The sequence below is a fragment of the Pseudomonas sp. NPDC087029 genome, from assembly GCF_044745345.1.
GTDB classification, from domain to species: domain Bacteria; phylum Pseudomonadota; class Gammaproteobacteria; order Pseudomonadales; family Pseudomonadaceae; genus Aquipseudomonas; species Aquipseudomonas faucium.
This window is the reverse complement of sequence record NZ_JBIVAB010000009.1, coordinates 80056-102570: the sequence shown is the minus strand read 5'-3', so window position 1 is coordinate 102570 and position 22515 is coordinate 80056. Positions and strand designations below refer to the sequence as shown.

The 22515-nt window shown below is 66.4% G+C and carries 21 protein-coding genes; 10 read left to right on the top strand and 11 right to left on the bottom strand.

What is annotated here, in order from left to right; genetic code table 11:
• Nucleotides 1-72: 72 nt before the first annotated feature.
• On the top strand, nucleotides 73-1314 hold the full coding sequence (locus ACIPG5_RS16270) for a TIGR03862 family flavoprotein (RefSeq protein WP_401376291.1): 1242 nt from the start codon (nucleotides 73-75) through the stop codon (nucleotides 1312-1314).
• Between the two features lie 158 nt (nucleotides 1315-1472).
• Here ACIPG5_RS16270 and ACIPG5_RS16265 read toward each other — a convergent pair whose 3' ends face one another.
• The 4 genes from ACIPG5_RS16265 to ACIPG5_RS16250 all read right to left on the bottom strand — a co-directional run bounded on the left by ACIPG5_RS16265 (nucleotide 1473) and on the right by ACIPG5_RS16250 (nucleotide 5458).
• A complete protein-coding gene (locus ACIPG5_RS16265) occupies nucleotides 1473-2792 on the bottom strand; it encodes a DEAD/DEAH box helicase (RefSeq protein WP_176513948.1) in 1320 nt (439 codons plus the stop codon).
• A gap of 55 nt (nucleotides 2793-2847) precedes the next feature.
• Nucleotides 2848-3771, bottom strand: a complete 924-nt coding sequence (gene yedA / locus ACIPG5_RS16260; protein ID WP_401376288.1) for a drug/metabolite exporter YedA — start codon at nucleotides 3769-3771, stop codon at nucleotides 2848-2850.
• 385 nt (nucleotides 3772-4156) lie between these two features.
• Nucleotides 4157-4636, bottom strand: coding sequence for an NYN domain-containing protein (locus tag ACIPG5_RS16255; RefSeq protein WP_176514756.1), 480 nt, complete (start codon nucleotides 4634-4636; stop codon nucleotides 4157-4159).
• 63 nt (nucleotides 4637-4699) lie between these two features.
• A complete protein-coding gene (locus ACIPG5_RS16250; RefSeq protein WP_286912516.1) occupies nucleotides 4700-5458 on the bottom strand; it encodes a DUF2076 domain-containing protein in 759 nt (252 codons plus the stop codon).
• Between the two features lie 155 nt (nucleotides 5459-5613).
• Between ACIPG5_RS16250 and ACIPG5_RS16245 the strand changes: the two genes are divergently transcribed.
• Nucleotides 5614-6270 (top strand): YciC family protein, encoded by a 657-nt coding sequence (locus tag ACIPG5_RS16245; protein ID WP_176514760.1) that lies wholly within the window; start codon nucleotides 5614-5616, stop codon nucleotides 6268-6270.
• A 7-nt stretch (nucleotides 6271-6277) separates the two neighbouring features.
• Here ACIPG5_RS16245 and hrpB read toward each other — a convergent pair whose 3' ends face one another.
• Nucleotides 6278-8806 carry an ATP-dependent helicase HrpB gene (gene hrpB / locus ACIPG5_RS16240; protein ID WP_401376283.1) on the bottom strand — a complete coding sequence of 843 codons (2529 nt, stop codon included), beginning with the start codon at nucleotides 8804-8806 and terminating at the stop codon, nucleotides 6278-6280.
• Nucleotides 8807-8922: 116 nt separating this feature from the next.
• Here hrpB and ACIPG5_RS16235 point away from each other — a divergent pair, with 116 nt between their 5' ends.
• Nucleotides 8923-9342 (top strand): polyribonucleotide nucleotidyltransferase, encoded by a 420-nt coding sequence (locus ACIPG5_RS16235; protein WP_176514804.1) that lies wholly within the window; start codon nucleotides 8923-8925, stop codon nucleotides 9340-9342.
• Nucleotides 9343-9367: 25 nt separating this feature from the next.
• A complete protein-coding gene (locus tag ACIPG5_RS16230; protein ID WP_401376280.1) occupies nucleotides 9368-10237 on the top strand; it encodes a cation diffusion facilitator family transporter in 870 nt (289 codons plus the stop codon).
• A 3-nt stretch (nucleotides 10238-10240) separates the two neighbouring features.
• Here ACIPG5_RS16230 and ACIPG5_RS16225 read toward each other — a convergent pair whose 3' ends face one another.
• Nucleotides 10241-11086: a DUF6515 family protein gene (locus tag ACIPG5_RS16225; RefSeq protein ID WP_401376277.1), complete on the bottom strand. Its 846-nt coding sequence runs from the start codon at nucleotides 11084-11086 to the stop codon at nucleotides 10241-10243.
• Nucleotides 11087-11481: 395 nt separating this feature from the next.
• On the opposite strand from ACIPG5_RS16225, the gene ACIPG5_RS16220 reads away from it, so the two are divergent.
• Together ACIPG5_RS16220 and ACIPG5_RS16215 are read left to right on the top strand one after the other, a co-directional pair.
• Nucleotides 11482-11958, top strand: coding sequence for an Lrp/AsnC family transcriptional regulator (locus ACIPG5_RS16220; RefSeq protein WP_003249795.1), 477 nt, complete (start codon nucleotides 11482-11484; stop codon nucleotides 11956-11958).
• A gap of 52 nt (nucleotides 11959-12010) precedes the next feature.
• On the top strand, nucleotides 12011-12214 hold the full coding sequence (locus tag ACIPG5_RS16215; protein ID WP_008092861.1) for a DUF2788 domain-containing protein: 204 nt from the start codon (nucleotides 12011-12013) through the stop codon (nucleotides 12212-12214).
• Nucleotides 12215-12308: 94 nt separating this feature from the next.
• Here ACIPG5_RS16215 and ACIPG5_RS16210 read toward each other — a convergent pair whose 3' ends face one another.
• The 4 genes from ACIPG5_RS16210 to ACIPG5_RS16195 all read right to left on the bottom strand — a co-directional run bounded on the left by ACIPG5_RS16210 (nucleotide 12309) and on the right by ACIPG5_RS16195 (nucleotide 18305).
• Nucleotides 12309-12938 carry a pseudouridine synthase gene (locus ACIPG5_RS16210; RefSeq protein ID WP_401376275.1) on the bottom strand — a complete coding sequence of 210 codons (630 nt, stop codon included), beginning with the start codon at nucleotides 12936-12938 and terminating at the stop codon, nucleotides 12309-12311.
• 6 nt (nucleotides 12939-12944) lie between these two features.
• Entirely contained in the window at nucleotides 12945-14459 is a 1515-nt protein-coding gene (amn, locus tag ACIPG5_RS16205) for an AMP nucleosidase (RefSeq protein WP_371871960.1), read from the bottom strand.
• 108 nt (nucleotides 14460-14567) lie between these two features.
• Nucleotides 14568-16211 (bottom strand): acyl-CoA dehydrogenase family protein, encoded by a 1644-nt coding sequence (locus tag ACIPG5_RS16200; RefSeq protein ID WP_401376272.1) that lies wholly within the window; start codon nucleotides 16209-16211, stop codon nucleotides 14568-14570.
• 102 nt (nucleotides 16212-16313) lie between these two features.
• Nucleotides 16314-18305 carry a 7TM diverse intracellular signaling domain-containing protein gene (locus ACIPG5_RS16195; RefSeq protein ID WP_401376269.1) on the bottom strand — a complete coding sequence of 664 codons (1992 nt, stop codon included), beginning with the start codon at nucleotides 18303-18305 and terminating at the stop codon, nucleotides 16314-16316.
• A gap of 265 nt (nucleotides 18306-18570) precedes the next feature.
• Between ACIPG5_RS16195 and ACIPG5_RS16190 the strand changes: the two genes are divergently transcribed.
• The 4 genes from ACIPG5_RS16190 (at nucleotide 18571) to ACIPG5_RS16175 (ending at nucleotide 22081) form a co-directional block, all read left to right on the top strand.
• A complete protein-coding gene (locus tag ACIPG5_RS16190; RefSeq protein WP_176514814.1) occupies nucleotides 18571-19368 on the top strand; it encodes a hydroxymethylpyrimidine/phosphomethylpyrimidine kinase in 798 nt (265 codons plus the stop codon).
• Nucleotides 19369-19382: 14 nt separating this feature from the next.
• A complete protein-coding gene (gene thiE, locus ACIPG5_RS16185) occupies nucleotides 19383-20006 on the top strand; it encodes a thiamine phosphate synthase (protein ID WP_313394537.1) in 624 nt (207 codons plus the stop codon).
• Between the two features lie 17 nt (nucleotides 20007-20023).
• The gene (gene hemL, locus ACIPG5_RS16180) at nucleotides 20024-21307 is read left to right on the top strand and encodes a glutamate-1-semialdehyde 2,1-aminomutase (protein ID WP_176514817.1); all 1284 of its coding nucleotides are present in this window, start codon (nucleotides 20024-20026) and stop codon (nucleotides 21305-21307) included.
• A gap of 228 nt (nucleotides 21308-21535) precedes the next feature.
• Entirely contained in the window at nucleotides 21536-22081 is a 546-nt protein-coding gene (locus ACIPG5_RS16175) for a tetratricopeptide repeat protein (protein WP_236237779.1), read from the top strand.
• Here the strand turns inward: ACIPG5_RS16175 and ACIPG5_RS16170 are convergent, their stop codons facing one another.
• Nucleotides 22082-22408: a DUF1820 family protein gene (locus ACIPG5_RS16170; protein WP_176514821.1), complete on the bottom strand. Its 327-nt coding sequence runs from the start codon at nucleotides 22406-22408 to the stop codon at nucleotides 22082-22084. It lies immediately after the preceding gene.
• Between the last annotated feature and the right edge of the window lie 107 nt (nucleotides 22409-22515).

Genomic DNA, 22515 nt, shown 5'->3' with positions numbered 1-22515 from the left:
TTTTTGCCCAGTGCTCAAGCAGGCCGCGCTGCGCTAGAATGGCGGGTCTTTTTCCACAGCCTGCCGCCGACCATGTCCGATTTATCCCCTGCCTCCCCTTCTCGCGCCGTCGTCATCGGCGCTGGCCCCGCCGGCTTGATGGCCGCCGAGGCGCTGGCCCAGCGTGGCCTGGCCGTGGCGGTGTACGACGCCATGCCGTCGGTGGGCCGCAAGTTCCTGCTGGCCGGTGTGGGCGGCATGAACATTACCCACTCCGAACCTTATCCACAGTTCGTGGCGCGCTATGCCGAACGCCAGGGCGAAGTGGAGGGCCTGCTGCGCGACTTCGACGCCACAGCCTTGCGCCAGTGGATTCATGGCCTGGGCATCGACACCTTCGTCGGCACCTCGGGCCGGGTGTTCCCCACCGACATGAAAGCCGCGCCCCTGCTGCGTGCCTGGCTCAAGCGCCTGCGTGACAGCGGCGTAGTTATCCACACCCGCCATCGCTGGCTGGGCTGGAATGCCGATGGCAGCTTGCGGATCGCTTATCCACAGGGTGAGTTGCAGGTGCAGGCCGACGCCGTGGTGCTGGCGCTGGGTGGCGCCAGCTGGGCGAGGCTGGGCTCGGATGGCGCCTGGCAGCCGCTGCTGCAAGACCGCGCTGTGGATATCTCGCCGCTGCGCCCTAGCAACTGTGGTTTCGAGGTACAGGGCTGGAGCGCCCTGCTCAAGGACAAGTTCGCTGGCGCGCCACTGAAGAACATCGCCCTCAGCGTGCCGGGCCAGGCGCCGCGCAAGGGTGAGTTCATCCTCACCGCGCAGGGGGTGGAAGGCAGCCTGGTGTATGCCTGGTCGGCGCCGCTGCGCGAGGCCATCGCCCGTGACGGGCAGGCCACGCTGTTGCTCGACCTGTTGCCCGACAAGCCTGTGGACAAGATTGCCCAGGCGCTGGCCAAGCCGCGGGGCTCGCGCTCGATGGCCAAGCATTTGCACAGCCAGTTGAATATCGATGGGGCCAAGGCGGGCTTGCTGCGCGAGCTGACCGATCAGGCGATCTTTGCCGATGCCACTGCGTTGGCGCGGGCGATCAAGGCGCTGCCGATCACGCTGGTGCGAACGCGCCCGCTGGACGAGGCGATCAGCAGTGCGGGCGGGGTGCGCTTCGAGGGGCTGGATGAGGGGTTGATGGTCAAGGGCCTGCCGGGGGTGTTCTGTGCTGGCGAGATGCTTGACTGGGAGGCGCCGACCGGGGGCTATTTGCTGACCGCATGCTTTGCCAGCGGGCTGCGCGCCGGGCGGGCGGCGGCGGATTGGCTGAACACTCGGCGCTGAAGAATCTCTGGTAGACGCAAGCCTTGTGGGAGCGGGCTTGCCCCGCGAAAGGGCCGGCCCAGGCAACCGCGTTGCATGGCACGGGCATGGCCCGTGTTCGCGGGGCAAGCCCGCTCCCACAGAGACTCATCCAAGCTTTGCTGCTTTGGAGTAACGCCTTATGGCTTGCGCTTTTTCGGCCCGGTATTGAAGCTCGGCACCTTGCGCACCGACTTCACCGGCGCTTCGTCTCCACTGTCCATCCAGCGCCCCAAACCACGCTTGGCGCTGTTCTCCTTCGGTTTCTTGGGCTTCTTCGGCTTCTTGATCACCTGCCCACTGGCGTCGGTCATCGGCACCCGGTGGTCGGGGATGAAGTCCGGCTCTTCGTGGCGCGGCAGGGTCTGGCGGATCAGCGTCTCGATCGACGCCAGCAACTGCACCTCGTCCGCGCACACCAGCGAAATCGCCTCGCCCTTGTTGCCGGCACGGCCGGTACGGCCGATGCGGTGCACGTAGTCTTCGGCCACGATCGGCAAGTCGAGGTTGACCACCAGTGGCAGGTCGTCGATGTCCAGGCCACGAGCCGCCACGTCGGTGGCCACCAGCACCTGGATCTCGCGGGCCTTGAAGCTGTCCAGCGCACGCTGGCGCGTGGCCTGCGGCCGGTCGCCGTGGATGCCGTCGGCGTTCACGCCCTCGGCCAGCAAGCGCTCCACCAGCTGGTCGACGCCGTTGCGGGTCTTGGCGAACACCAGCACCTGCTTCCAGCGCTGCTTGCGCAGCAAGTAGCAGAACAGGTCGGCCTTGCGCTTTTTATCCACAGGCACCAGCCATTGCTTGACCGTGGTGGCGGCGGCGTTGCGCGGGCTCACCTCGATGCTCAGCGGGTCATTCAGCGCCAGGCCCGCGAGCAGGCGAATCTGCTCGGAGAAGGTGGCGGAGAACAGCAGCGTCTGGCGCTTGCGCGGCAGCGCCGCGTACACCGACTGCAGCTCTTCGGCAAAGCCCAGGTCGAGCATGCGGTCGGCTTCATCGAGCACCAGAGTCTGCACCTGGTTGAACTTGACCGCGTTCTGCCGGAACAGGTCGAGCAAACGGCCCGGGGTGGCCACCAGCAGGTCGACGCCGCGGCGCAGGCGCATCATCTGCGGGTTGATGCTGACCCCGCCGTACACCGCGTAGGTGCTCAGCGGCAGGTTCTCGGCGTACTCGCGCACGTTGTTGTGCACCTGCTCGGCCAGCTCGCGGGTGGGCACCAGCACCAGGGCGCGGATCGAGTTGCTGGCCACCTTTTCCCCTTCCAGCGCCAGGCGCTGCAGCACCGGCAGGGCAAAGCCTGCGGTCTTGCCGGTGCCGGTCTGGGCCGCGGCCATCAGGTCGCGGCCGGCCAGCACGGCGGGAATGGCCTGGGCCTGGACCGGAGTCGGGGTGGTGTAGTCCAGCTGCTGCAAGGTGCGCAGCAAAGGTTCGATCAGGCCGAGTTTGGCGAAATTCATGGCAATACCGTCAGGGGGTTCAGCGAAGGCGGCAAGTTTACCGCAACACCCCAGGTTACTTGCAGATTTCGCCCTTCAGCGGCGCTACGGGTGGCTGCGCCGGCTTGCGCCACTGGGGCAGGCCGATCAGCACCACGGCGCCGATGATCACGGCCATGGCCACGCACTCTTCGGCGCCGATCTGCTCGCCGGCGAAGACGATGCCCAGCATCACCGCCACTGCCGGGTTGACGTAGGCATAGCTGGTGGCCGCTGCCGGGCGCACGTTCTTGAGCAGGTACATGTAGGCACTGAAGGCCAGGATCGAGCCGAACAGCACCAGGTAGGCCAGCGCGCCCCAGCCTGCCGCAGTCGGCATCTGGGTCATGCGTTCGCCCGACACGGCGCTGCCCAGCAGCAGCACCGCGCCGCCCACCAGCATTTCGGCCGCACTGGCCATCGGCCCCTGGGGCAGCGGCAGGGTCTTGCTCCAGACCGAGCCAAAGGCCCAGGAGGCTGCGGCAAACACGATCAGCGCAGCGCCGATGGGGCTGGCCTGCAGGTTGGAGCCGAGGTTGAGCAAGCCGATACCGACCAGCCCGAGGACGATGCCCGCCCATTCCAGGCGCGAATTGCGCTGGCCGAACAACAGGCCGAACAGCAGCGTGAACAGCGGCACCGTGGCCACCGCCAGCGCCGCCACGCCCGAGGCTACGCCGGCATGCTCGGCCACGGTGACGCCGCCATTGCCGCAGCTGAGCAGCAGAAAGCCGATGGCCCCTGCCGCGCGCCATTGTGGCCAGGTCGGCGCCGGCACCCCGCGCCAGCGCAGGAAGCCGTACAACAGGCCGCCGGCGATCACGAAACGCACCCCGGCCATCAGCATCGGCGGCCAGGACTCGACGCCGATGCGAATGAACAGGTAGGTAGAACCCCAGACCAGGTACAAGGCCAGGAAGGCGCCAATCAGCAATAACGGGAAGCGACGAGGGGCAGGCATGGGAAAGGCTCGAAATCCGTTTACGGGTGGCTTAGTTTAGAAAGGACTTCGAGCAAACTTAAGTTACAAAACGGCTTTAAATCACCCGCACACTTTTTAATGAGGCTCGCCGGTCGGTTTTCTGCGTCATTGAGATCGAGCGCCGCCCGCGCGGCGCATCGCGGATAAATCCGCTCCTACATTCGTTGCAACGTACCTATGCCTGATAGGCCATGGTTGTCAGCCTCGTGAGTACGACGCAATGTCTCGGCAGGCGCCAAAAGCGGACAACCATGGCCTGACAGACCGTGGCACGTTGCAACAGATGTAGGAGCGGATTCATCCGCGATGCGCCGCGCGGGCGGCGCTCGATCTCAAGAGCAACCCAACCCAGATGCCAAGCACCTCAGTGGCGCAGCAGCAGGCGCCCTTCGATCGGCACGTAGCGGCTGGCCGCGCGAATCAATGACATCGCCGTCAACCCCGGCACGCCATACACCACCGCCTCGGTGCCATGGCGCTGGATCACGCGCTCGAGCAACACATCGAAATCACCATCCCCGGACGCCAGCACCACCTGGTCGACGCGGCTGGCCGCGTCGATCACATCCAGCGTGATGCCCACGTCCCAGTCGCCCTTGGCCGAGCCATCGCTGCGCTGGATGAACGGCTTGAGCCGCACGTCGAAGCCCAGGTTGCGCAAGATCTGCTGGAACTGCTGCTGCTTGCTGTCGCCGCGGTCGATGGCATAGGCCACGGCCTCGACGATCTCGCCTTCGCGGCTGACTTCGGCCCACAGCGCGCTGTAGTTGAAATGGCAACCATGAATCTGGCGCACGGTGTAGTAGAGGTTCTGTACATCGGCGAACAGCGCGATTTTCTTCACGGCATACCCTCGACCGAAAGGGGCGCGTGGCGCCCGCAAAATGCCGGCAGTATGCCAGAGCGGTCAGACGAAGGTGTCGTCGTCCGAGAAGAAGCCGCCATCGTCACTGCCATAATCGGTGTCGGCGAAACCGCCCTGGTCGTTGCCCCAGCCACCGTTGTCGGCAACCTGCTGCTGCCCGCCGTTGTCGTTCCAGCCGCCCGTGTCACTGGCCGGGGCCGGCTCTTCCTTGATCACCTCGACCACCTCTTCGGGCTGCGAGTGGTGGTTGAACAGGCTGCTGATGCCTTGCGCCAGCAACACACCACCGGCAACACCGGCGGCCGTTTGCATCGCGCCGCCAAGGAAGCTGCTGGCGCCACTGCGCGCCGGCGCGGCGCCGAAGCCGGGTTGAGCGGCCTGGGCCTGAGGCTGCGGCTGGGAGAAGCCCGCAGCGCTCGGCTCACGCCAACCGCCGGAAGATGGCGGCGGGGCTACGGAGCGCTGGGGTTGCGGCGCAGGCTCAGGGTTGCGTGCACCGGCGCCAAAGATGCTGGAAAGGAAGCCACCACCGCTGTTGCCGCTGCTGGCACGGGTGGCCTCGAGCTGGGCACGGGCCTGCTTGAGCTCGTTTTCCAGTTGCTTGTTCTGCTCGTCCAGGCGCTTGAGCGCGGCTTCCTGGACCAGGATCGCCTGGGCCATGTAGTACGGCGCCGCCGGCTGCTGGCGCAGGTGGCCCTCGATGCATGCCTGGGCCTGCGCATCACGCGGCTGGCTCGGGTCTTCGGCTTGCTTGATGCGGCCGAACAGGCCGTCGATCAGGGTTTGTTCTTCAGTGTTCATGGGCTACCTCGTGGGCAAGCGGGACATCGGACAGCGTCAAAGATGGGGCCCACAGGCGCAGGATTCAATTAGCCATGTGGTGAAACTTTTTTCAGCAAGCGCCGGCTCTGGGCTAAAGTTATGCCCCTGCTTTTACTGCCATGCGATGTTGACCGATGAATCCGCTGAGCGTTCTGCGCGACTCCTTGTACTTCTTCCGCCGCCACCTGACGAGCATCATCCCGCTGTGCCTGCCGCTGGTGGTGCTCGAAGCCCTGCTGACACAGCTGCTGTACCGCCAGCTGGGCGACCAGGCATCGCCGGCCTACGGCATGCTGGTCAGCCTGCTGCTCTACCCGCTGTACAGCGCGGCGCTGATCCTCTACCTCGACACCCGCAGCAACGGCCAGGACATCCCCCGGCGCGACCTGTTCGCCCGCGCCGTGCAGCTGTGGCCGCAGCTGGCCTTGCTGGTGCTGATCAGCTCGCTGCTGATCATGGCGGGCCTGGCGCTGTTCATCTTCCCGGGCGTGTGGATCATGATCAACCTGGTGTTCGCCGAGTACCTGCTGGTGCTGCGCGGCCTGCCGGTGGTGCAGGCGATGCGCGAGAGCGCTCGCATGACCACGGGGCATTTCATGCGCATCATGGTCTGCGTGGTCGGTGTGCTGGCGCCGATCTGGCTGCTCGACGGCCTGTTGCTGATGGCCTTCCCCGACCCCGCGCCCGGTGTGCAACTGGCCATGGACAGCCTGAGCAGCTTCCTGCAGCTGTTCAGCACGGTGGTGCTGTACCGCCTGTTCATGCTGCTGGAAGCGCAGCCCGCGGCCTGAGCTGCGTTCAGGTGCCGCGCGGCTTGGCCCGCGCGGTCGCCTCGGCTACCAGCGGGTCGTCTGGCCAGTAGTGCTTGGGGTAACGCCCTTTCAGATCCTTCTTCACCTCGGCGTAGGTCGTGCACCAGAAGTTGGCCAGGTCCTGGGTCACCTGCACCGGCCTGCGCGCCGGTGACAGCAGGTGCAACTTGACCTGCTGGCGGCCCTGGGCGATGCGCGGGGTGTCGGCCAGGCCGAACAGCTCCTGCAGGCGCACGGCGAGGATCGGTGGGTTTTCGCTGTAGTCCAGGCGGATGTTCGAGCCCGACGGCACCGCCAGGTGCGTCGGCGCCCATTCGTCCAGGCGCTGGGGCAGCGGCCAGGGCAGCAGGTTGCGCAGCATCGACGACAGGTCCAGGGCGGCGAAGTGGCTCAGGCGCGAGACCTTGCCCAGGTAGGGTTGCAGCCAGTCCTCCAGGCGCGCCAGCAGGGCTTCGTCGCTCAGGTCGGGCCATTCACTCTGGCCAGTGCCAGCCATGTCCAGCTGGCGCAGCAGCGCCACCCGCGCCTGCCACTGGCGCAGCTCCGGCGTCCAGTTGAGCAGGTTCAGGCCTTTGCGCCGCACCAGGCCAAGCAATGCCTTGGCGCGCGCTTCGTCATCCAGGCCCGGCAGCGGTTCGCGGCTGAGCACCAGCTCGCCGACCTTGCGCTGACGCTCGGCACGCAGCACCTGCTCGCGCTCGTCCCAGTCGAGGATATCGATGCGCTCGACCTGTTCGGCCAGCACATTGTCGAGCAACGCCGGGTCGAAATCGGCGGCCAGGTAGATGCGCTCTTCACGCTGGCCCTGGCGGCTGCCCAGGTCGGCAATCACCAGCCAGGGGCATTTCATCAGCGCGTCGGCCTCGGCGAACACCGCCGCGCGGCCGTTGGCCAGGCGATACTCCGCCCCACCCTCGCGCCGTTGCTGGGCGACCCGGTCGGGGTAGGCCAGGGCCAGCAGCGCGCCGAGCCAGCGTGGGTGATCGGGGTCGCTGACGGCGGCGCCAGCCTTGCCGCGCAGCAGGCCGCGGTACTGGCGGGCCAGTTGCCGCGCCCGCTGCACACCGCCTTGGCCACCGCGGGCGGCCTTGCTTTCGCCGCTGACCAGCGCCAGCCGGCTGTGCAAGTCGGCGCCACCACCCCGCTGGATGTCGCGCTCACCGAGCAAGGCGGCGACATCGCAGGCCATGCTGGCCAGACCCAGGTCCTGGCCGCGCAGCAGCAGGTGAGCGATACGCGGGTGAGCCGGCAGTTCGGCCATGGCCTGGCCGTGCGCGCTGAGGTTGTCGCGGCTGCCAGCCTTGAACGCGCCCAGCCGCGCGAGCAGCTCCTGGGCTTGGGCGAACGCCGCGGCGGGCGGCTGGTCGAGCCAACGCAACTGATCGGGCGTGACGCCCCAGCGGGCCAGTTGCAGGGCCAGGCCGGCAAGGTCGGCCTGGAGAATTTCGGCGCTGCCATGGGCGGCCAGTTGCGCGTGCTGGGCCTCGGACCACAAGCGATAGCACACCCCTGGCTGCAGCCGCCCGGCGCGGCCGGCGCGCTGGGTGGCACTGGCGCGGGAGATGCGCTGGGTGTCCAGGCGCGTCATGCCGCTGCCGGGGTCGAAACGTGGTACCCGGGCAAGGCCTGCGTCGATCACCACCCGCACGCCTTCGATGGTCAGGCTGGTTTCGGCGATGTTGGTGGCCAGCACCACCTTGCGCATACCGTCGGGCGCCGGGTCGATGGCGGCGCGCTGGGCGCTGAGGTCGAGCTCGCCGTGCAAGGGGCAGAGCAGGATGTTCGGGCGTTCGCCCAGCGCCTCGTGCAGGCTCTGGTGCACCCTGCGGATCTCCGCCTGGCCCGGCAGGAACACCAGCACGCTGCCGGCCTGGTCGGCCAAGGCCTGGAGCACGCAATCGAGCACCCGCGGCTCGATGAACTCGCCCGGCTGGTAGGGCCTGCCCCACTGGATGTCCACCGGGTGCATGCGCCCTTCGCTGCTGACCACCGGCGCATCGTCGAGCAACCGCGACAGGCGCTCGCCTTCCAGGGTCGCCGACATCAGCAGAATCTTCAGCGCCGGCTCGTCACGCAGCAGTTCGCGGCCATTGAGGCTCAGCGCCAGGGCCAGGTCGGCGTCGAGGCTGCGTTCGTGGTACTCGTCGAAGATCAGCAAGCCGACCCCGTCCAGCGCCGGGTCCGCCTGCAGGCGGCGGGTGAGGATGCCTTCGGTGACCACTTCGATGCGCGTGTTCGGGCCCACCTTGCTGTCCAGGCGGATGCGGTAACCCACGGTTTCACCGACGTTCTCGCCCAGCTCGCTGGCCAGCCGCTCGGCCGCCGCGCGCGCGGCGAGGCGCCGTGGCTCGAGCATGAGGATGGTCTGCCCGGCCAGCCAGGGCTCGTTCAGCAGCGCCAGCGGCACGCGGGTGGTCTTGCCGGCGCCGGGCGGGGCCTCGAGCACGGCTTCATCGCGGTTTTGCAGGGCCAGGCGCAGGGCGGGCAAGGCGGCATCAATGGGTAATGAAATCATGGTGGTCCTCGAACAGTCGCGCGAGTATAACGGCGAACCCAGCCTGCTCTATCATGGTCTTAGCTTCAGGTACTGGCGCTTCGCTTGTCCGCTTGAACCCCTTTTCGGAGATTTACATGCGCATCCCATCCCGCCTTGTTGGTGGCGCCCTGATTGCCACACTGCTGACCCAGCTGACGGCCTGCGGCACGATTTTCTACCCCGACCGCCGTGGCCAGATCGGCGGCAAGATCGACCCGGTCGTTGCTGCGATGGATGCCATCGGCATCCTGTTCTACGTGATCCCCGGCCTGATCGCCTTTGGCATCGACTTCGCCACCGGCGCCATCTACTACCCAGGCGGCCACACGGCCCAAGTCGACCCGGCGAAACTGCACGAAGCCGTGAGCCCGGATGGCAAGGTCGACAACCTCAAGCTGCAGGCGATTCTCGAAAGCGAACTGGGCCAGCGCCTGCCGCTGGATGACCCACGGCTGATCCAGCACCGCGGCAGTGTCGAGCAGCTGGCGACCCTGGGCCTGGTACCGGCCGCCTGACCTCCACAAGGACATCCTCCACGGCATGCCCACCTCGGCCGAACACCAACGCCTGCTACGCCTGGCCACCCGCGCATCGCTGGCGGTGGCCAGCATCCTGGTCCTGAGCAAGGCCGTGGCCTGGTGGCTGAGCGGTTCGGTCAGCCTGCTGGCGGGGCTGACCGACTCGGCCCTGGATGCGGTCGCGTCGTTTCTCAACCTGCTTGCCGTGCACTATGCGCTGCGCCCGGCCGATGACGACCATCGCTTCGGCCATGGCAAGGCCGAGGCCCTGGCGGGCATGGCCCAGGCCCTGTTCATCGGCGTGAGTGCGGTGCTGATCGGGGTGCAGGCGGCCGAACGCTTGCAAACGCCGCAGCCATTGGGCGACACGGCCATCGGCATCGGCGTGATGGTGCTCTCGCTGGTGCTGACCCTTGCCCTGCTGGCTCTGCAGCGCAAGGTCATCCGCGAGACCGGCTCGACCGCAGTGCGCGCCGACTCGCTGCACTACCGCTCCGACCTGCTGCTCAATGGCAGCATCCTGCTGGCGTTGCTGCTGGCGCGCTTTGGCTGGCCGCAGCTGGATGCGCTGTTCGGCCTGGGCATCGCCCTGTACATCCTCTGGAGCGCCCTGCAGATTGCCCGGGAAAGCACGGCAATCCTGATGGACAAGGAGCTGCCGGGCGATATCGGCGAGGCCATGCAGGCGCTGGTGCTGGCCATCCCTGGGGTGGAGGGCGTGCATGACGTGCGTACCCGGGTGTCGGGCAACCAGTGGTTCGTGCAATTGCACCTGGAGTTGCCTGGGCAGTTGCCGCTGGATGAAGCGCATGCCCTGTGCGTGGAGGCCTCGCAGGTCATCCGCCAACGTTATCCGAAGGCGGATGTGATGGTGCATGCCGACCCGGTATGAGCCTCAGTTGATGCTGTAGCCACGCCCACTGAAGCAGGCGCCCAGGGCTCGTCGATAGGTGTCGGCCACGTTGCCCGGCGGGGCGTAGGTCGCGGTCGCCGGGTCGAACCCCGACTGGCTCACCGCCCACCGGTGGCACTGGTAGCGGTCCTGGTCCTGCTGCTGCTGGCCCTGGCCATACATCGGGTAGGCCACCACATCGTAGGCATTGCCGGCCGGCGCCATGGCCACCGGGGCCGGCACTACGGCGGGCGGGCTGACCACCACGTACTCCCCGGTATCGGCCAGGTACTGGTAGTAGGTGTCGGCGACCAGGAAGAAGAGCGCCCCGCTCACCCACACTTCACGCGCATAGGACGGCAGGTAGCCGACCCGCACGCCGTAGGGCGGCGCCACCACGATGTAGCTGCTGCCATGGGGGCGATACCAGTAACCGCCCGAGTAGAAATAGTCCTGGCCGCGATACGGCACTTTCGCATAACGATCGGGGAAATGATCGATGGTATGCCCAGGGTGATACTGCGGCCCTGGGCCCCAGCCATTGCCATGCCCGTCGGGCCGCCCTTGCCAGTCGCCGCCCGGGCGCTGGCCCGGGCCGCCGGCCTGCCAGTGGCGGTTGTCACCATTGCGCCGTGGGATGTCCTGGTAATAGCCCTGTCGCGGGGGCTGGGTCTGGCGCACTTCGTCACGCGAGTTCAGCGGCGAGCTGGCCGGGCCGCCGCCATTGGGGTCGTCCGGGGCATTGCCGTGCCCCCCATGCCCCTCGTTCGGCCCCTGGGCCATGGCCCCGAGGCTGATGCTCAAACCCAGCAAACCAACACCTGCCAACTGCCAGATGCGCGACTTCATGATGTCCCTCGCGGTAAAGAAAACGGCACGCTGCCAGTCTACCGCGCCCATGATGCACGGGCAGGTGAAATCGCGGACATGAAAAAAGGGAGGCCAATGGGCCTCCCTTTGCAATTTGTCGTCCGTTCTCGGCACTTGTGGCGCCGGCTCACCTCACCCCGTCTTCTGGACGGTGTGTAGCCCGGGGGCCTGGCGGCTCCTGTTGGAGCGCTGGCCGCGACCGCCCGCCTAGGGCGTGTCGCCGTGGACTGATGTCCGGGCAGTGATTCTGGGGTTAACTTTACGGGAGCGCAGGCGGCAGAGGATTGCGAAGATTGCTCAGATAAATAGCACTTGCGCAATTTTTAACCCTGGATTGATAATTCGCAGCAATCTGAACAGAAAAGGCCTTTTCCATGAGCAAGCTTGACCGCTACGACCTGAGCATCCTCGCCGAACTGCAGCGCGACGCCCGCATCTCCAACCAGGAGCTGGCCGAGCGCATCGGCCTGTCGCCCTCGCCATGCTCGCGTCGGGTCAAGCAACTGGAAGACGACGGCTACATTTCGCGCCAGGTCGCCCTGCTCGACCGCAAGAAACTGGGCCTGAGCCTGACCGCCTACGTGCTGATCGGCATGGACCGGCACACCCCGGAGCGCTTCGAAACCTTCGAGGCCGCCATCCGCAACCTGCCGCAGGTCCTCGAATGCAGCCTGGTCACCGGGATGGATGCCGACTACCAGCTCAAGGTGGTGGTGCCGGACATGGATCATTACCAGAAACTGCTACTAGGCAGCCTGACCCGCATCGAAGGCGTCACCAGCGTGCGCTCGAGCTTCGTGCTCAACCAGGTGCTGGCGAGCACCGAGCTACCTTTGACCCACCTTCGTTAATCGCTGCCTGGCCTGCGTATAATCGGCTGCTCAGCCTGCCTGGAGAACACAGATGGATCCCGCCGTATTCGAAGAGTGGATGATGATCATCCTGGTGACCGTGTTGATCGGTTTCATGGGCTTCATCGTCTGGGACCTGGCGAAGAAGTCCAAGGCGGGGCGCTTTGGCACGATGATCCTGTTCTTCGTGCTCGGCCTTGGGGTGCTGGCCTTCATCATCAAGAGCGTGGTGGTGGGGTTTCTGGAAGGGGTTTAGTGATTTCTCGGGCCCCATCGCTGGCAGTCCAGCTACCCACAGTTCGTGCATTTCCCTGTGGGAGCCGGCTTGCCGGCGATAAGGCCAACAAGGCCTAAAGCCGCGCCGGAACCTCGCGCCAACACCCCTGCTCCAGCCCCTCCAGTGCCCAATCGCCAATCCGCACGCGCACCAGGCGCAAGGTCGGCAACCCCACCGCCGCCGTCATCCGCCGCACCTGGCGGTTACGCCCCTCGCGAATCACCAGCTCCAGCCAATGGGTCGGCACGCTCTTGCGAAACCGCACCGGCGGGTTGCGCGGCCACAGCTGGGGCTCGTCGAGGCGCCGCGCTTCAGCGGGCAAGGTTGGCCCGTCATTGAGCTCGACTCCTTCGCGCAGGCGCTTTAGCTGCTCATCGCTCGGTTCCCCTTCCACCTGCACCCAGTAGGTCTTGGCCAACTTGTGCTTGGGGTCGGCGATGCGCGCCTGCAACTGCCCGTCATTGGTCAGCAGCAACAGCCCTTCGCTGTCGCGGTCCAGCCGCCCGGCCGGGTAGATGCCCGGGATGTCGATGAAGTTCTTAAGCGTCGCCCGCCCTTCGCCGTCGCTGAACTGGGTCAGCACGTCGAACGGCTTGTTGAACAGGATCAGGCGTGGCTCGGCCGGTGGCGCCTTGGCTTGGCGACGGGGGCCGACAGGCCGCGCCTGGGGGCGGCGCGGCTTGGAACGGGGGGGCAGTGGCATGGATCCTCAGCGGAACGGCGGCTCATCGAAGCTGCGCAGTTTACGCGAGTGCAGCGAGTTGAGCTCGGTGCGCAGCAGGTCGAGGGCCGCAATGCCGATTTTCAGGTGCTGGCTGACAGCGCGGTTGTAGAAGGCGTTGGCCGAACCCGGCAGCTTGATTTCGCTGTGCAGCGGCTTGTCCGAGACGCACAGCAAGGTGCCGTAAGGAACCCGCAGGCGGTAGCCCTGGGCGGCGATGGTGCCGCTTTCCATGTCTACCGCGACCGCACGCGAGAGGTTGATCAACGGCCGCTCCTGGGCCCAGCGCAGCTCCCAGTTGCGGTCGTCGTAGGTCAGCACGGTGCCGGTGCGCAGGCGCTTCTTCAGCTCGTCGCCACGCTCGCCGGTGACCTGCGCCGCCGCTTCCTGCAGCGCCAGCTGCACCTCGGCCAGGGCCGGGATCGGGATGTTCGGCGGCACCACCCGGTCGAGGATGCCATCCCGGCGCATGTAGGCGTGGGCCAGCACGTAGTCGCCGATGGTCTGCGACTGACGCAGGCCACCGCAGTGGCCGATCATCAGCCAGCAGTGCGGGCGCAGCACGGCCAGGTGGTCGGTGATGTTCTTGGCGTTGGACGGGCCGACGCCGATGTTGACCAGGGTGATGCCGTCGCCATCGGCGGCGATCAGGTGATAGGCCGGCATCTGGTAGCGGTGCCACACCACGCTGGCCACCAGGGCCTGCGCTTCACCGTGGTCCATGCCCTTTTCGATCTCGACGTTGCCCGGCAGCACCATGCGCACGAAGCGCGGGTCTTCGCGCAGTTGCTCGAGGCCGTGGCTGATGAATTGGTCGACGTAGCGGTGGTAGTTGGTCAGCAGGATCCACGGCTGCATGTGGCGCCAGTCGCTGCCGGTGTAGTGCACCAGGCGACGCAGGGAAAAGTCGACGCGGGCGGCGTCGAACAGCGCCAGCGGCAGGGCCTTGGAATTGTCCCAGTCGTACAGGCCGTCGGCGATGTTGTCGGTGGCGGCGGACAGGTCGGTGCTGGGGAACACGCGCGCAAGCTCGGCGGCGGTGATGCCGCTGCCGGCCAGCTCGTCGCCCTGGTCGACCACGTAGGGGTACGGGATGTTCTGTTCGCTGACGCCGACTTCCACGGTCACCGTGTAGTCATGCATCAACGGGCGCAGCTGCTCGAGCAGGTAGCCGCGAAACGCCGAAGGCTGGGTGACGGTGACACTGTAGGTGCCCGCGACCTGCACCTTGGCATAGGCACGGGTGGTGGCGGCCACTTCGCCGTGGCTGTAATAGGTCAGGCGCAGGGCCGGGTAGCGGTATTGGGCACGCTCGTCGGCGTCCGGCTCGGTGCGGTCTTTCAGGTAACGCTTGAGGGCCTGGCTGAGGGCACCGGTGGCCTGTTCGTGCAGGGCCGCCAGACGGTCGACGGCCTGTTCGGGAGTATCAACGACTACAAAGGCGTGGCTCACACTGTGCTTCCTGTCTGGACATGCGTGGGAATCATCTTGCCTGCGTTTCATGGCAAATACATCCCCGGTGGTCGCGAGGGCCCCATCGCCGGCAAGCCGGCTGCCACAGGAGGATGAGCACCTTGGCCTGCGTGGCAGCCGGCTTGCCGACGATAGGCCTCAGGACGGCGTGGCCCGCGCCACCAGTGCCTCGACATCGGCCCCGCGCGGCAACGCGCCGTACACCCGCCCGCCGCCCGTGAGCCGGCTGCCGATGAAGGCATCGCTCACCGCCGCGTTGCCCGCCTCGAGCAGCAACTTGGCCTGCAGGGCCAGGGCAATGTCCTCGGTCAGTTGCCGGGCGCGGTACTGGATGTCGCTGGTGTCGGCAAACGCGCCCTTGAGGTTGCCGATGTGCGCCGCCAGGCGTGGGTCGCCATGGCCGTCGCCCAATTCGCTGAACAGCGCATCGAGCACGCCCGGCTCCTTGGACAAGGCCCGCAGCACGTCCAGGCACTGCACGTTGCCCGAGCCTTCCCAGGTGGAGTTGACCGGCGCCTCGCGGTACAGCCGCGGCAGGATGCTGTCTTCGACATAACCGGCGCCGCCGAGGCACTCGGCGGCCTCGTTGATCATCGCGGGGGCGCGCTTGCAGATCCAGTACTTGCCAACCGCCGTCACCAGCCGGGCGAAATGCGCCTGCTGCGGGTCGTCGAGCTGCTCCAGGGCCTGGCCCATGCGCAGGCTCAAGGCCAATGCCGCCTCGCTTTCCAGGGCCAGGTCGGCCAGCACGCTCTGCATCAGCGGCTGCTCGCTCAGCACGCGGCCGCCGACCTTGCGGTGCGCGCAGTGGTGGGTGGCCTGGGTCAGCGCCTGGCGCATCAGGGCGCTGGAGCCGACCATGCAATCGAAGCGGGTCATGGCGACCATTTCGATGATGGTCGGCACACCGCGCCCCTCCTCGCCCACCATCCATGCCAGGGCGCCGCGGAACTCCACTTCGCTGGAGGCATTGGAGCTGTTGCCCAGCTTGTTCTTCAGGCGCTGGATGTAGAACTGGTTGCGCTGGTCGTCCGGCCGGTGGCGCGGCAGCAGGAAGCAGGTCAGGCCTTTTTCGGTCTGCGCCAGGGTCAGGAAGGCATCGCACATCGGCGCCGAACAGAACCACTTGTGCCCGACCAGCTCGTAGGGCTGGCCGGGGCCAGGCGTGCCTACCGGGTAGGCGCGGGTGGTGTTGGCGCGCACGTCGGTGCCGCCCTGCTTCTCGGTCATGGCCATACCGATGGTGACCCCGGCCTTGTGGCGGTCGCCGACATTACGCGGGTCGTACTCCCGCGCCAGGATCTTCGGCAGCCAGTATTCGGCCAGCTCCGGCTGCAGGCGCAGTGCCGGCACGGCGGCGAAGGTCATGGTCAGCGGGCAGCCCGTGCCGGCCTCGGCCTGGCTGTGCAGGTAGGTCATCGACGCCCGCGCCACGTGCGCGCCGGGGCGGGGTTCGGCCCAGGGCAATGACGGCAGGCCGTGCTCGACGGCGGTGCGCATCAGCTCGTGGTAGGCGGGGTGGAACTCCACCAGGTCGATCCGATGGCCATAGCGGTCATGGCTGCTGAACTCCGGCTTGTGGGCGTTGGCCAGGAAGCCTGCGGCCATCAGTGGCCCGCCCGCCAGGGCACCGTAGGCATCGATCCGCGACTCGGCCCAGCCGGCGCCGAAGCGCCGCGACCATTCCTGCAGCGGGATATCGAGGCGGTACAGGTTGGCGCCGTCGAGGGGCGGCGGCTGGTTGGTGACTTCGTGGGTTTCAGCGTACTGGTGCAGGTTCATCGCAAGCTCCTGGGGCCGGGTATGCCTGAAAGCCCCAGTGAAGCATTCCCTGTCAGTCCGTCAAAGTGACAAATAGGACTAAACCTGTGGTGACGCCGGCCGTCAAAACCGCACGGCTCCCGACGCCGCGCGCCCCGGCGGCATCTGGATCTGGGCAATCGCCACATTCAAGCTCAGCTCGAAACGGCTGCCCAAGCCGCGCGTCGATTCGTGCGCCAGCTTGCCGCCGAGCAGCTCGCCCATCTGCCGGCAGATCGACAGGCCGATGCCCAGCCCGCCATAGCGCCGGGTCATCGAGCCGTCGACCTGGAAGAAGCGCTGATAGAGGATGGCCTGGTCCAGGTCATCGAAGCCGATGCCGCTGTCGCTGACGGTGAAGGTCAGCGCCAGGCTGTCCGGCCCCAGGCGCCGACCGCGCACCTGCACCATCACGCCACCCTGGTGGGTGAACTTGAGGCCGTTGTCGACCAGGCAACCCAGGCAACGCAGCAGCTTGTGCCCATCGCCCAGCAGTTCGTCGGGCAGCTCCGCGGGAATGTCCAGGCTCAGGTACAGGCCTTTGCCCAGGGCCGTGCCGGCATGCCCGGCGCGCAGGTCCTGGAGCAGCCGGCGCAAGCTGAATGGGCTGGGCTGGGCGCGCAGGCGGCCGGCCTGCAGTTCGGTGAGGGTGAGGATGTCGTCGACCATGCCCATCATGTCTTGGGCAGAGCCCACCGCCGTGCGCTGGTACTGGGCCATTTCGGCGCTCATGGGCAACGTCTGCATCAGCTCCAGCGAGCCGATCACGCCGTTCATCGGCGTGCGCAACTCGTGGGTGACGGTGGCGAGGAATTCGTCCTTGAGCAGGTTGCTTCTGGCCAGCTGCTGGTTCAGTTGCTCCAGGGTGCGCCCGGTTTCCCGCAGGGTCTGCGCCTGCTGCTCGCGCATGCTGTTGATGCGGTCGGCCAGGGCCAGCGACAGCAGCGCCACTTCCAGCGCCGAGCCCAGCTGGCTGGCGTACATGGTGATGAACACGTTCGGCAGGTAGCCCAGCACCATCAACGTGTTGACCATGCCGCCGAGCAGGAACGCCGTCCAGGCAATGATGAACCAGCGCGCCACGCGCAGCCCCCGCGACCAGGCCAGCAGCCCGGCGGTGAAGATGCTCACGGTGAACAGCAGTGCCAGCACCGTGGCCATGCGCAGGGCAATGCCGTAGGGCATGCTCACCGCCAGCAGCATGACCGCTATCGCGCCCAGCATCAGCAGCTGCAGCAGGCGATCAAAGCCCCGGCTGATCTTGCGCAGGCGCAGGAAGTGGCGGGCGAACTGGCAGCCGAACAGGCCGGCAGCGCCGATGAACAAGGGCGTGGCGGCATTTGCCCACCAGGGGCTGTCCGGCCAGAAGTAGGCCACCCCGGCACCGTTGACCGACACCTGGTACAGGCCGAACGAGGCGATATAGAGGATGTAGTAGAGGTAACTGACGTCGCGCACGCTGATGAAGATGAACAGGTTGTACACCAGCATCACCAGCAATACGCCGTAGATCATCCCCAGCACGTACAGGCGAGTGGGCTGATCTTCCATGTAGGCCTCGCTCGACCACAGCGCCAGCGGCGCCTGTACCGAGCCTTCGCTGTGCAGGCGCAGGTAGGCGGTGGTCGACTGCCCGGGGCGCATGGGCAGCTCGAACAGGTAGTTGTTCTGGCGGATCTGCCGGCTGTCGTAGGGCAAGGCGTCACCGGTACGCTGGGCCAGGCGATAGACGCCATCGCTGCCGGGCAGGTACAGCTCGAGGTGATCCAGCGGCGGGTAGGCCAGCTCCAGCAGCCACTGGCGGGGCGCGGTGCGGTCGGAGGCGAGGTAGTGCAGGTCGACCTTCAGCCAGAACACCGAGGTCGAGTAGCCGGCGTTGAGCACGTCTTCATGGTGGGTACGAAAACGATTGGCAAAGATGGGTGCGCTGACTTGAGCGATGCTCGCCGTGCCATCGCGGTCTTCGTAGACCTGCATGACTTTGCCCAGCGGCAGGTGGCGGGTGGTATCGTCGAATTCGACGGCGGTGGCCAGCACGGGCAGCAAGCCCAGAAGCACGATCAGCAAATAGCGCATACAGCCCCAGCATGGCCTGTCCGGTCGCGTCGCGATGGCCTCCAATCCCTATGAGACGACGAAATCCGGCAGTGCCCGTTTGTCGAGTTATCCGAGCACTCTAGCATAGCTTTGAACGCTGGCAACGGGCCACATTAAATTTCGATTAAAAGGCTCTAGAACAATGCTTTCAGGCTTGTTACAAGAATAAATCTGACCGATCGATCAGCAAAATCCATTTGTAGGACGATCCGCACAATTGGGTTTGGTGGTAAGCTCGCCGACCATGAATACCTACAGCTCCCGCCCCGTTGTCCTCTGTCTCTCCGGCCACGACCCAAGTGGCGGCGCCGGCTTGCAGGCAGATATCGAAGCCCTGATCGCCCAAGGCTGTCACGCCGCACCGACCGTGACCGCCCTGACCGTGCAGGATACCGTCAATGTTTCCGACTTCCGCGTGCTCGACCGCGAGTGGGTGCTGGCCCAGGCCAACGCCGTGCTGGCCGATTCGCGGGTCGCCGCCGTCAAGCTGGGCATGCTCGGCTCGATCGAGATGGTCGACACCGTCGCCGAACTGCTGGGTGCCCACCCGCACCTGCCGCTGGTCTGCGACCCGGTGCTGCGCGCCGGTGGCGGTGGCCGCCTGGGCAAGGACGAAGTCGGCTATGCCCTGCGCGAGCGCCTGCTGCCGCTGGCCACCATTGCCACGCCGAACCTGCCCGAGGCGCGCATCCTGGCCGAACTGCCAGACGGCACGGCCGACGAGTGCGCAGACAAACTGCTGCCCTACATCAAGCACCTGCTGATTACCGGTGGCCACGGCGACGAAGACGAAATCCACAACCGCCTGTACAGCCGCGACGGCCAGAGCCACACCTGGACCTGCCAGCGCCTGCCGGGCAGCTACCACGGCTCGGGCTGCACCCTGGCCAGCGCCCTGGCCGGCCGCCTGGCCCTCGGTGAACAGCTGCAAAGCGCCGTGCGCAGCGCCCTGGACTACACCTGGCGGACCCTGCGCGACGCCGAACAACTGGGCAAGGGCCAGTTCGTCCCGCGCCGCCTGCCCCTGGACTTCTGCTCCTGACACGAGGCCTTCCGATGAAGCTACGCGGCCTGTACGCGATTACCGACAGCCAGCTGCTCGCCGGCCGTTTCCTGTCCCATGTCGAAGCGGCGCTGGAAGGCGGCGTGTGCCTGCTGCAGTACCGCGACAAGAGTGACGACGCCGCCCGCCGCCTGCGCGAGGCCGAAGCACTGATGAAGCTGTGCGAGCGCTACGGCACCGAGCTGATCATCAACGACGACGCCGAACTTGCCGCGCGCCTGGGCGTCGGCGTGCACCTGGGCCAGACCGACGGCCCGCTGACCCCGGCCCGTGCCCTGCTCGGCCGCCAGGCGATCATCGGCTCGACCTGCCACGCCCAGCTCGACCTGGCCCAGCAAGCCGCCAGCGAAGGCGCCAGCTACGTGGCCTTTGGCCGTTTCTTCAATTCCGTGACCAAGCCGGGCGCACCTGCCGCCAACGTCGAGCTGCTGGAGCAGGCCCGCGCCCAGGTCAAGCTGCCGATCGCCGTGATCGGCGGCATCACCCTGGACAACGCCGCCCCGCTGGTCGCCCATGGCGCCGACCTGCTGGCGGTGATCCATGGCCTGTTCGGTGTCGACAGCGCGCAGGAAGTCACCCGCCGCGCCCGCGCCTTCAACGCCCTGTTCGCTTCCTGATTTCGAGAGAAGATCCCATGTCCCGTTCCGAATCCCTGTTCGCCCAAGCCCAGAAGCACATCCCGGGCGGCGTCAACTCGCCGGTCCGCGCCTTCAAGAGCGTCGGCGGCACCCCGCTGTTCTTCAAGCATGCCGAAGGCGCCTATGTGGTCGATGAAGACGACAAGCGTTACGTCGACTACGTCGGCTCCTGGGGCCCGATGATTCTCGGCCACGGCCATCCTGAGGTGCTGGAGGCGGTGCGCAACCAGCTGCAGCACGGCCTGTCCTACGGCGCGCCGACCGCCATGGAAACCGAGATGGCCGACCTGGTCTGCTCGCTGGTGCCGTCGATGGAGATGGTGCGCATGGTCAGCTCCGGCACCGAAGCCACCATGAGCGCCATTCGCCTGGCCCGCGGCTACACCGGCCGCGACGCCATCATCAAGTTCGAAGGCTGCTACCACGGCCACTCCGACAGCCTGCTGGTCAAGGCCGGCTCCGGCCTGCTGACCCAGGGCGTACCGAGCTCGGCGGGCGTGCCGGCGGACTTCGCCAAGCACACCCTGACCCTGCCGTTCAACGACCTGGCGGCGGTCGAGAAGACCCTGGCCGACGTCGGCCAGAGCGTGGCCTGCATCATCGTCGAGCCGGTAGCCGGCAACATGAACTGCGTACCGCCGGCGCCAGGCTTCCTCGAAGGCCTGCGCGAGCAGTGCGACAAGCACGGCGTGGTGCTGATCTTCGACGAAGTGATGACCGGTTTCCGGGTATCGCTCGGCGGCGCCCAGGGCTACTACGGCATCACCCCGGACCTGTCGACCTTCGGCAAGATCGTCGGCGGCGGCATGCCGGTCGGCTGCTTCGGTGGCAAGCGCGAGATCATGGGCTGCATCGCCCCGCTGGGCCCGGTCTACCAGGCCGGCACCCTGTCGGGCAACCCGCTGGCCATGGCCGCCGGCCTGACCACCCTGAAGCTGATCAGCCGCCCGGGCTTCCACGACGAACTGAGCGCCTTCACCAGCCGCATGCTCGATGGCCTGCAGCAACGCGCCGATGCCGCTGGCGTGCCGTTCGTCACCACCCAGGCAGGCGCCATGTTCGGCCTGTACTTCAGCGGTGCCGACGACATCGTCACCTTCGATGACGTGATGGCCAGCGATGCAGAGCGCTTCAAGCGCTTCTTCCACCTGATGCTCGAAGGCGGCGTGTACCTGGCGCCGAGCGCATTCGAGGCAGGCTTCACCTCGATCGCCCATGGCGAGAAAGAGCTGCAGATCACCCTGGATGCAGCTGAGCGGGCCTTTGCCAAGCTGAAGTAAGCAATAACCTGCACTGGCCTCATCGCGGATGAATCCGCTCCTACGCTTTCTGTAGGAGCGGATTCATCCGCGATGAGGCCGGCGCAGGCAACAAAAGCCCTTCTGCCATCAGCAACTTTCCCCACCCGCACAGAAATTCGAGTAAAACTTTGTAAGGTTGGCGCTGCTTATCCCATAATGTGCCACCAGAGACATTGGCCGCAGCTTTGCAGAGGTAAGTCGATCCCCATGAACCGCACCGGCCGCGCCCTGACCTTGGGCTGCCTGTTGCTTCTTCCGCCTCTGCTGGCCCAGGCCGAGGGCGGCAATTCGTTGCTGATTCCGGCAACGGGGCGCTGCACGCTCAACGTTCAGCCAGAAGACCAGGAAAACGCCCTCAAGGCTTGCGAGCAGACGGCGGCGACCGGGGACGCCCAGGCGCAGTACGAACTGGGTGAGTACTACTACACGCAAACGCCCAAGGACCTGAAAAAGGCCCTGGACTGGTTCGAAAAAGCCTCGCTGCAAGGCCACGCCGACGCCCAGTACCGCCTCGGTGCCATGTTCTTCCATGGCGAGGGGGTCAAGGCCAACAACGTGCAGGCCTACATCCTGCTGAAGATGGCCGCGGTCAACGGCGCCGAGGATGCGCTGGACATGGCCGACGAAGTCACCGAGCAGATGCCCCGCGACGAGCTGGAGCATGCCACCCAGGTGCTTGGCCAGATCTTCCGCAAATACCTGCTGGAGCTGCAGAACGCCGAAGGGCGCACGCCGTTCTCGCCCCTCCCCTGATCACTTCTCCGGCATTGGCATCGGGAACGGCATGACATTGCCGCCACCCTTGGCCTCGCTGATCTTCGCCGTACCCAGGCGCTCCACCTCGTCGATGCGCACGATCGCGTGCATCGGCACGAAGCTGCGGATCACGCCCTCGAACTGGTTCTTCAGCCGCTCCTCGCTGGGGTCGACCACCACCTGGGTACGCTCGCCGAAGACGAACTCCTCGATTTCCAGGAAGCCCCACAGGTCGCTCTGGTAGATCTGCTTGGCATACATCTCGAAGACCTGCCCCTGGTTGAGGAAGATCACTTTATAGATGGCGGGTTCGCGTTTGCTCATCTTGGGATAACACATGCGTAAGAAAAGGCGCGCATCATAGCAGACAGCCCTGTACCGACCGTTGAACGTTTCAGTGCTTTCGCCCCTGCCCTTCAGGGGTTATTCTT

What these genes read in the sequence shown, in the direction of transcription:
- ACIPG5_RS16215 (WP_008092861.1), top strand. Translation starts at nt 12,011, where the DNA reads ATGGATCCCGCCGTATTCGAAGAGTGGATGATGATCATCCTGGTGACC.
- amn (WP_371871960.1), bottom strand. Translation starts at nt 14,459, where the DNA reads ATGAAACGCAGGCAAGATGATTCCCACGCATGTCCAGACAGGAAGCAC.
- ACIPG5_RS16190 (WP_176514814.1), top strand. Translation starts at nt 18,571, where the DNA reads ATGAATACCTACAGCTCCCGCCCCGTTGTCCTCTGTCTCTCCGGCCAC.
- ACIPG5_RS16245 (WP_176514760.1), top strand. Translation starts at nt 5,614, where the DNA reads ATGAATCCGCTGAGCGTTCTGCGCGACTCCTTGTACTTCTTCCGCCGC.
- ACIPG5_RS16270 (WP_401376291.1), top strand. Translation starts at nt 73, where the DNA reads ATGTCCGATTTATCCCCTGCCTCCCCTTCTCGCGCCGTCGTCATCGGC.
- ACIPG5_RS16210 (WP_401376275.1), bottom strand. Translation starts at nt 12,938, where the DNA reads ATGCCACTGCCCCCCCGTTCCAAGCCGCGCCGCCCCCAGGCGCGGCCT.
- ACIPG5_RS16200 (WP_401376272.1), bottom strand. Translation starts at nt 16,211, where the DNA reads ATGAACCTGCACCAGTACGCTGAAACCCACGAAGTCACCAACCAGCCG.
- yedA (WP_401376288.1), bottom strand. Translation starts at nt 3,771, where the DNA reads ATGCCTGCCCCTCGTCGCTTCCCGTTATTGCTGATTGGCGCCTTCCTG.
- ACIPG5_RS16250 (WP_286912516.1), bottom strand. Translation starts at nt 5,458, where the DNA reads ATGAACACTGAAGAACAAACCCTGATCGACGGCCTGTTCGGCCGCATC.
- ACIPG5_RS16235 (WP_176514804.1), top strand. Translation starts at nt 8,923, where the DNA reads ATGCGCATCCCATCCCGCCTTGTTGGTGGCGCCCTGATTGCCACACTG.
- ACIPG5_RS16195 (WP_401376269.1), bottom strand. Translation starts at nt 18,305, where the DNA reads ATGCGCTATTTGCTGATCGTGCTTCTGGGCTTGCTGCCCGTGCTGGCC.
- hemL (WP_176514817.1), top strand. Translation starts at nt 20,024, where the DNA reads ATGTCCCGTTCCGAATCCCTGTTCGCCCAAGCCCAGAAGCACATCCCG.
- ACIPG5_RS16225 (WP_401376277.1), bottom strand. Translation starts at nt 11,086, where the DNA reads ATGAAGTCGCGCATCTGGCAGTTGGCAGGTGTTGGTTTGCTGGGTTTG.
- thiE (WP_313394537.1), top strand. Translation starts at nt 19,383, where the DNA reads ATGAAGCTACGCGGCCTGTACGCGATTACCGACAGCCAGCTGCTCGCC.
- hrpB (WP_401376283.1), bottom strand. Translation starts at nt 8,806, where the DNA reads ATGATTTCATTACCCATTGATGCCGCCTTGCCCGCCCTGCGCCTGGCC.
- ACIPG5_RS16220 (WP_003249795.1), top strand. Translation starts at nt 11,482, where the DNA reads ATGAGCAAGCTTGACCGCTACGACCTGAGCATCCTCGCCGAACTGCAG.
- ACIPG5_RS16170 (WP_176514821.1), bottom strand. Translation starts at nt 22,408, where the DNA reads ATGAGCAAACGCGAACCCGCCATCTATAAAGTGATCTTCCTCAACCAG.
- ACIPG5_RS16265 (WP_176513948.1), bottom strand. Translation starts at nt 2,792, where the DNA reads ATGAATTTCGCCAAACTCGGCCTGATCGAACCTTTGCTGCGCACCTTG.
- ACIPG5_RS16230 (WP_401376280.1), top strand. Translation starts at nt 9,368, where the DNA reads ATGCCCACCTCGGCCGAACACCAACGCCTGCTACGCCTGGCCACCCGC.
- ACIPG5_RS16175 (WP_236237779.1), top strand. Translation starts at nt 21,536, where the DNA reads ATGAACCGCACCGGCCGCGCCCTGACCTTGGGCTGCCTGTTGCTTCTT.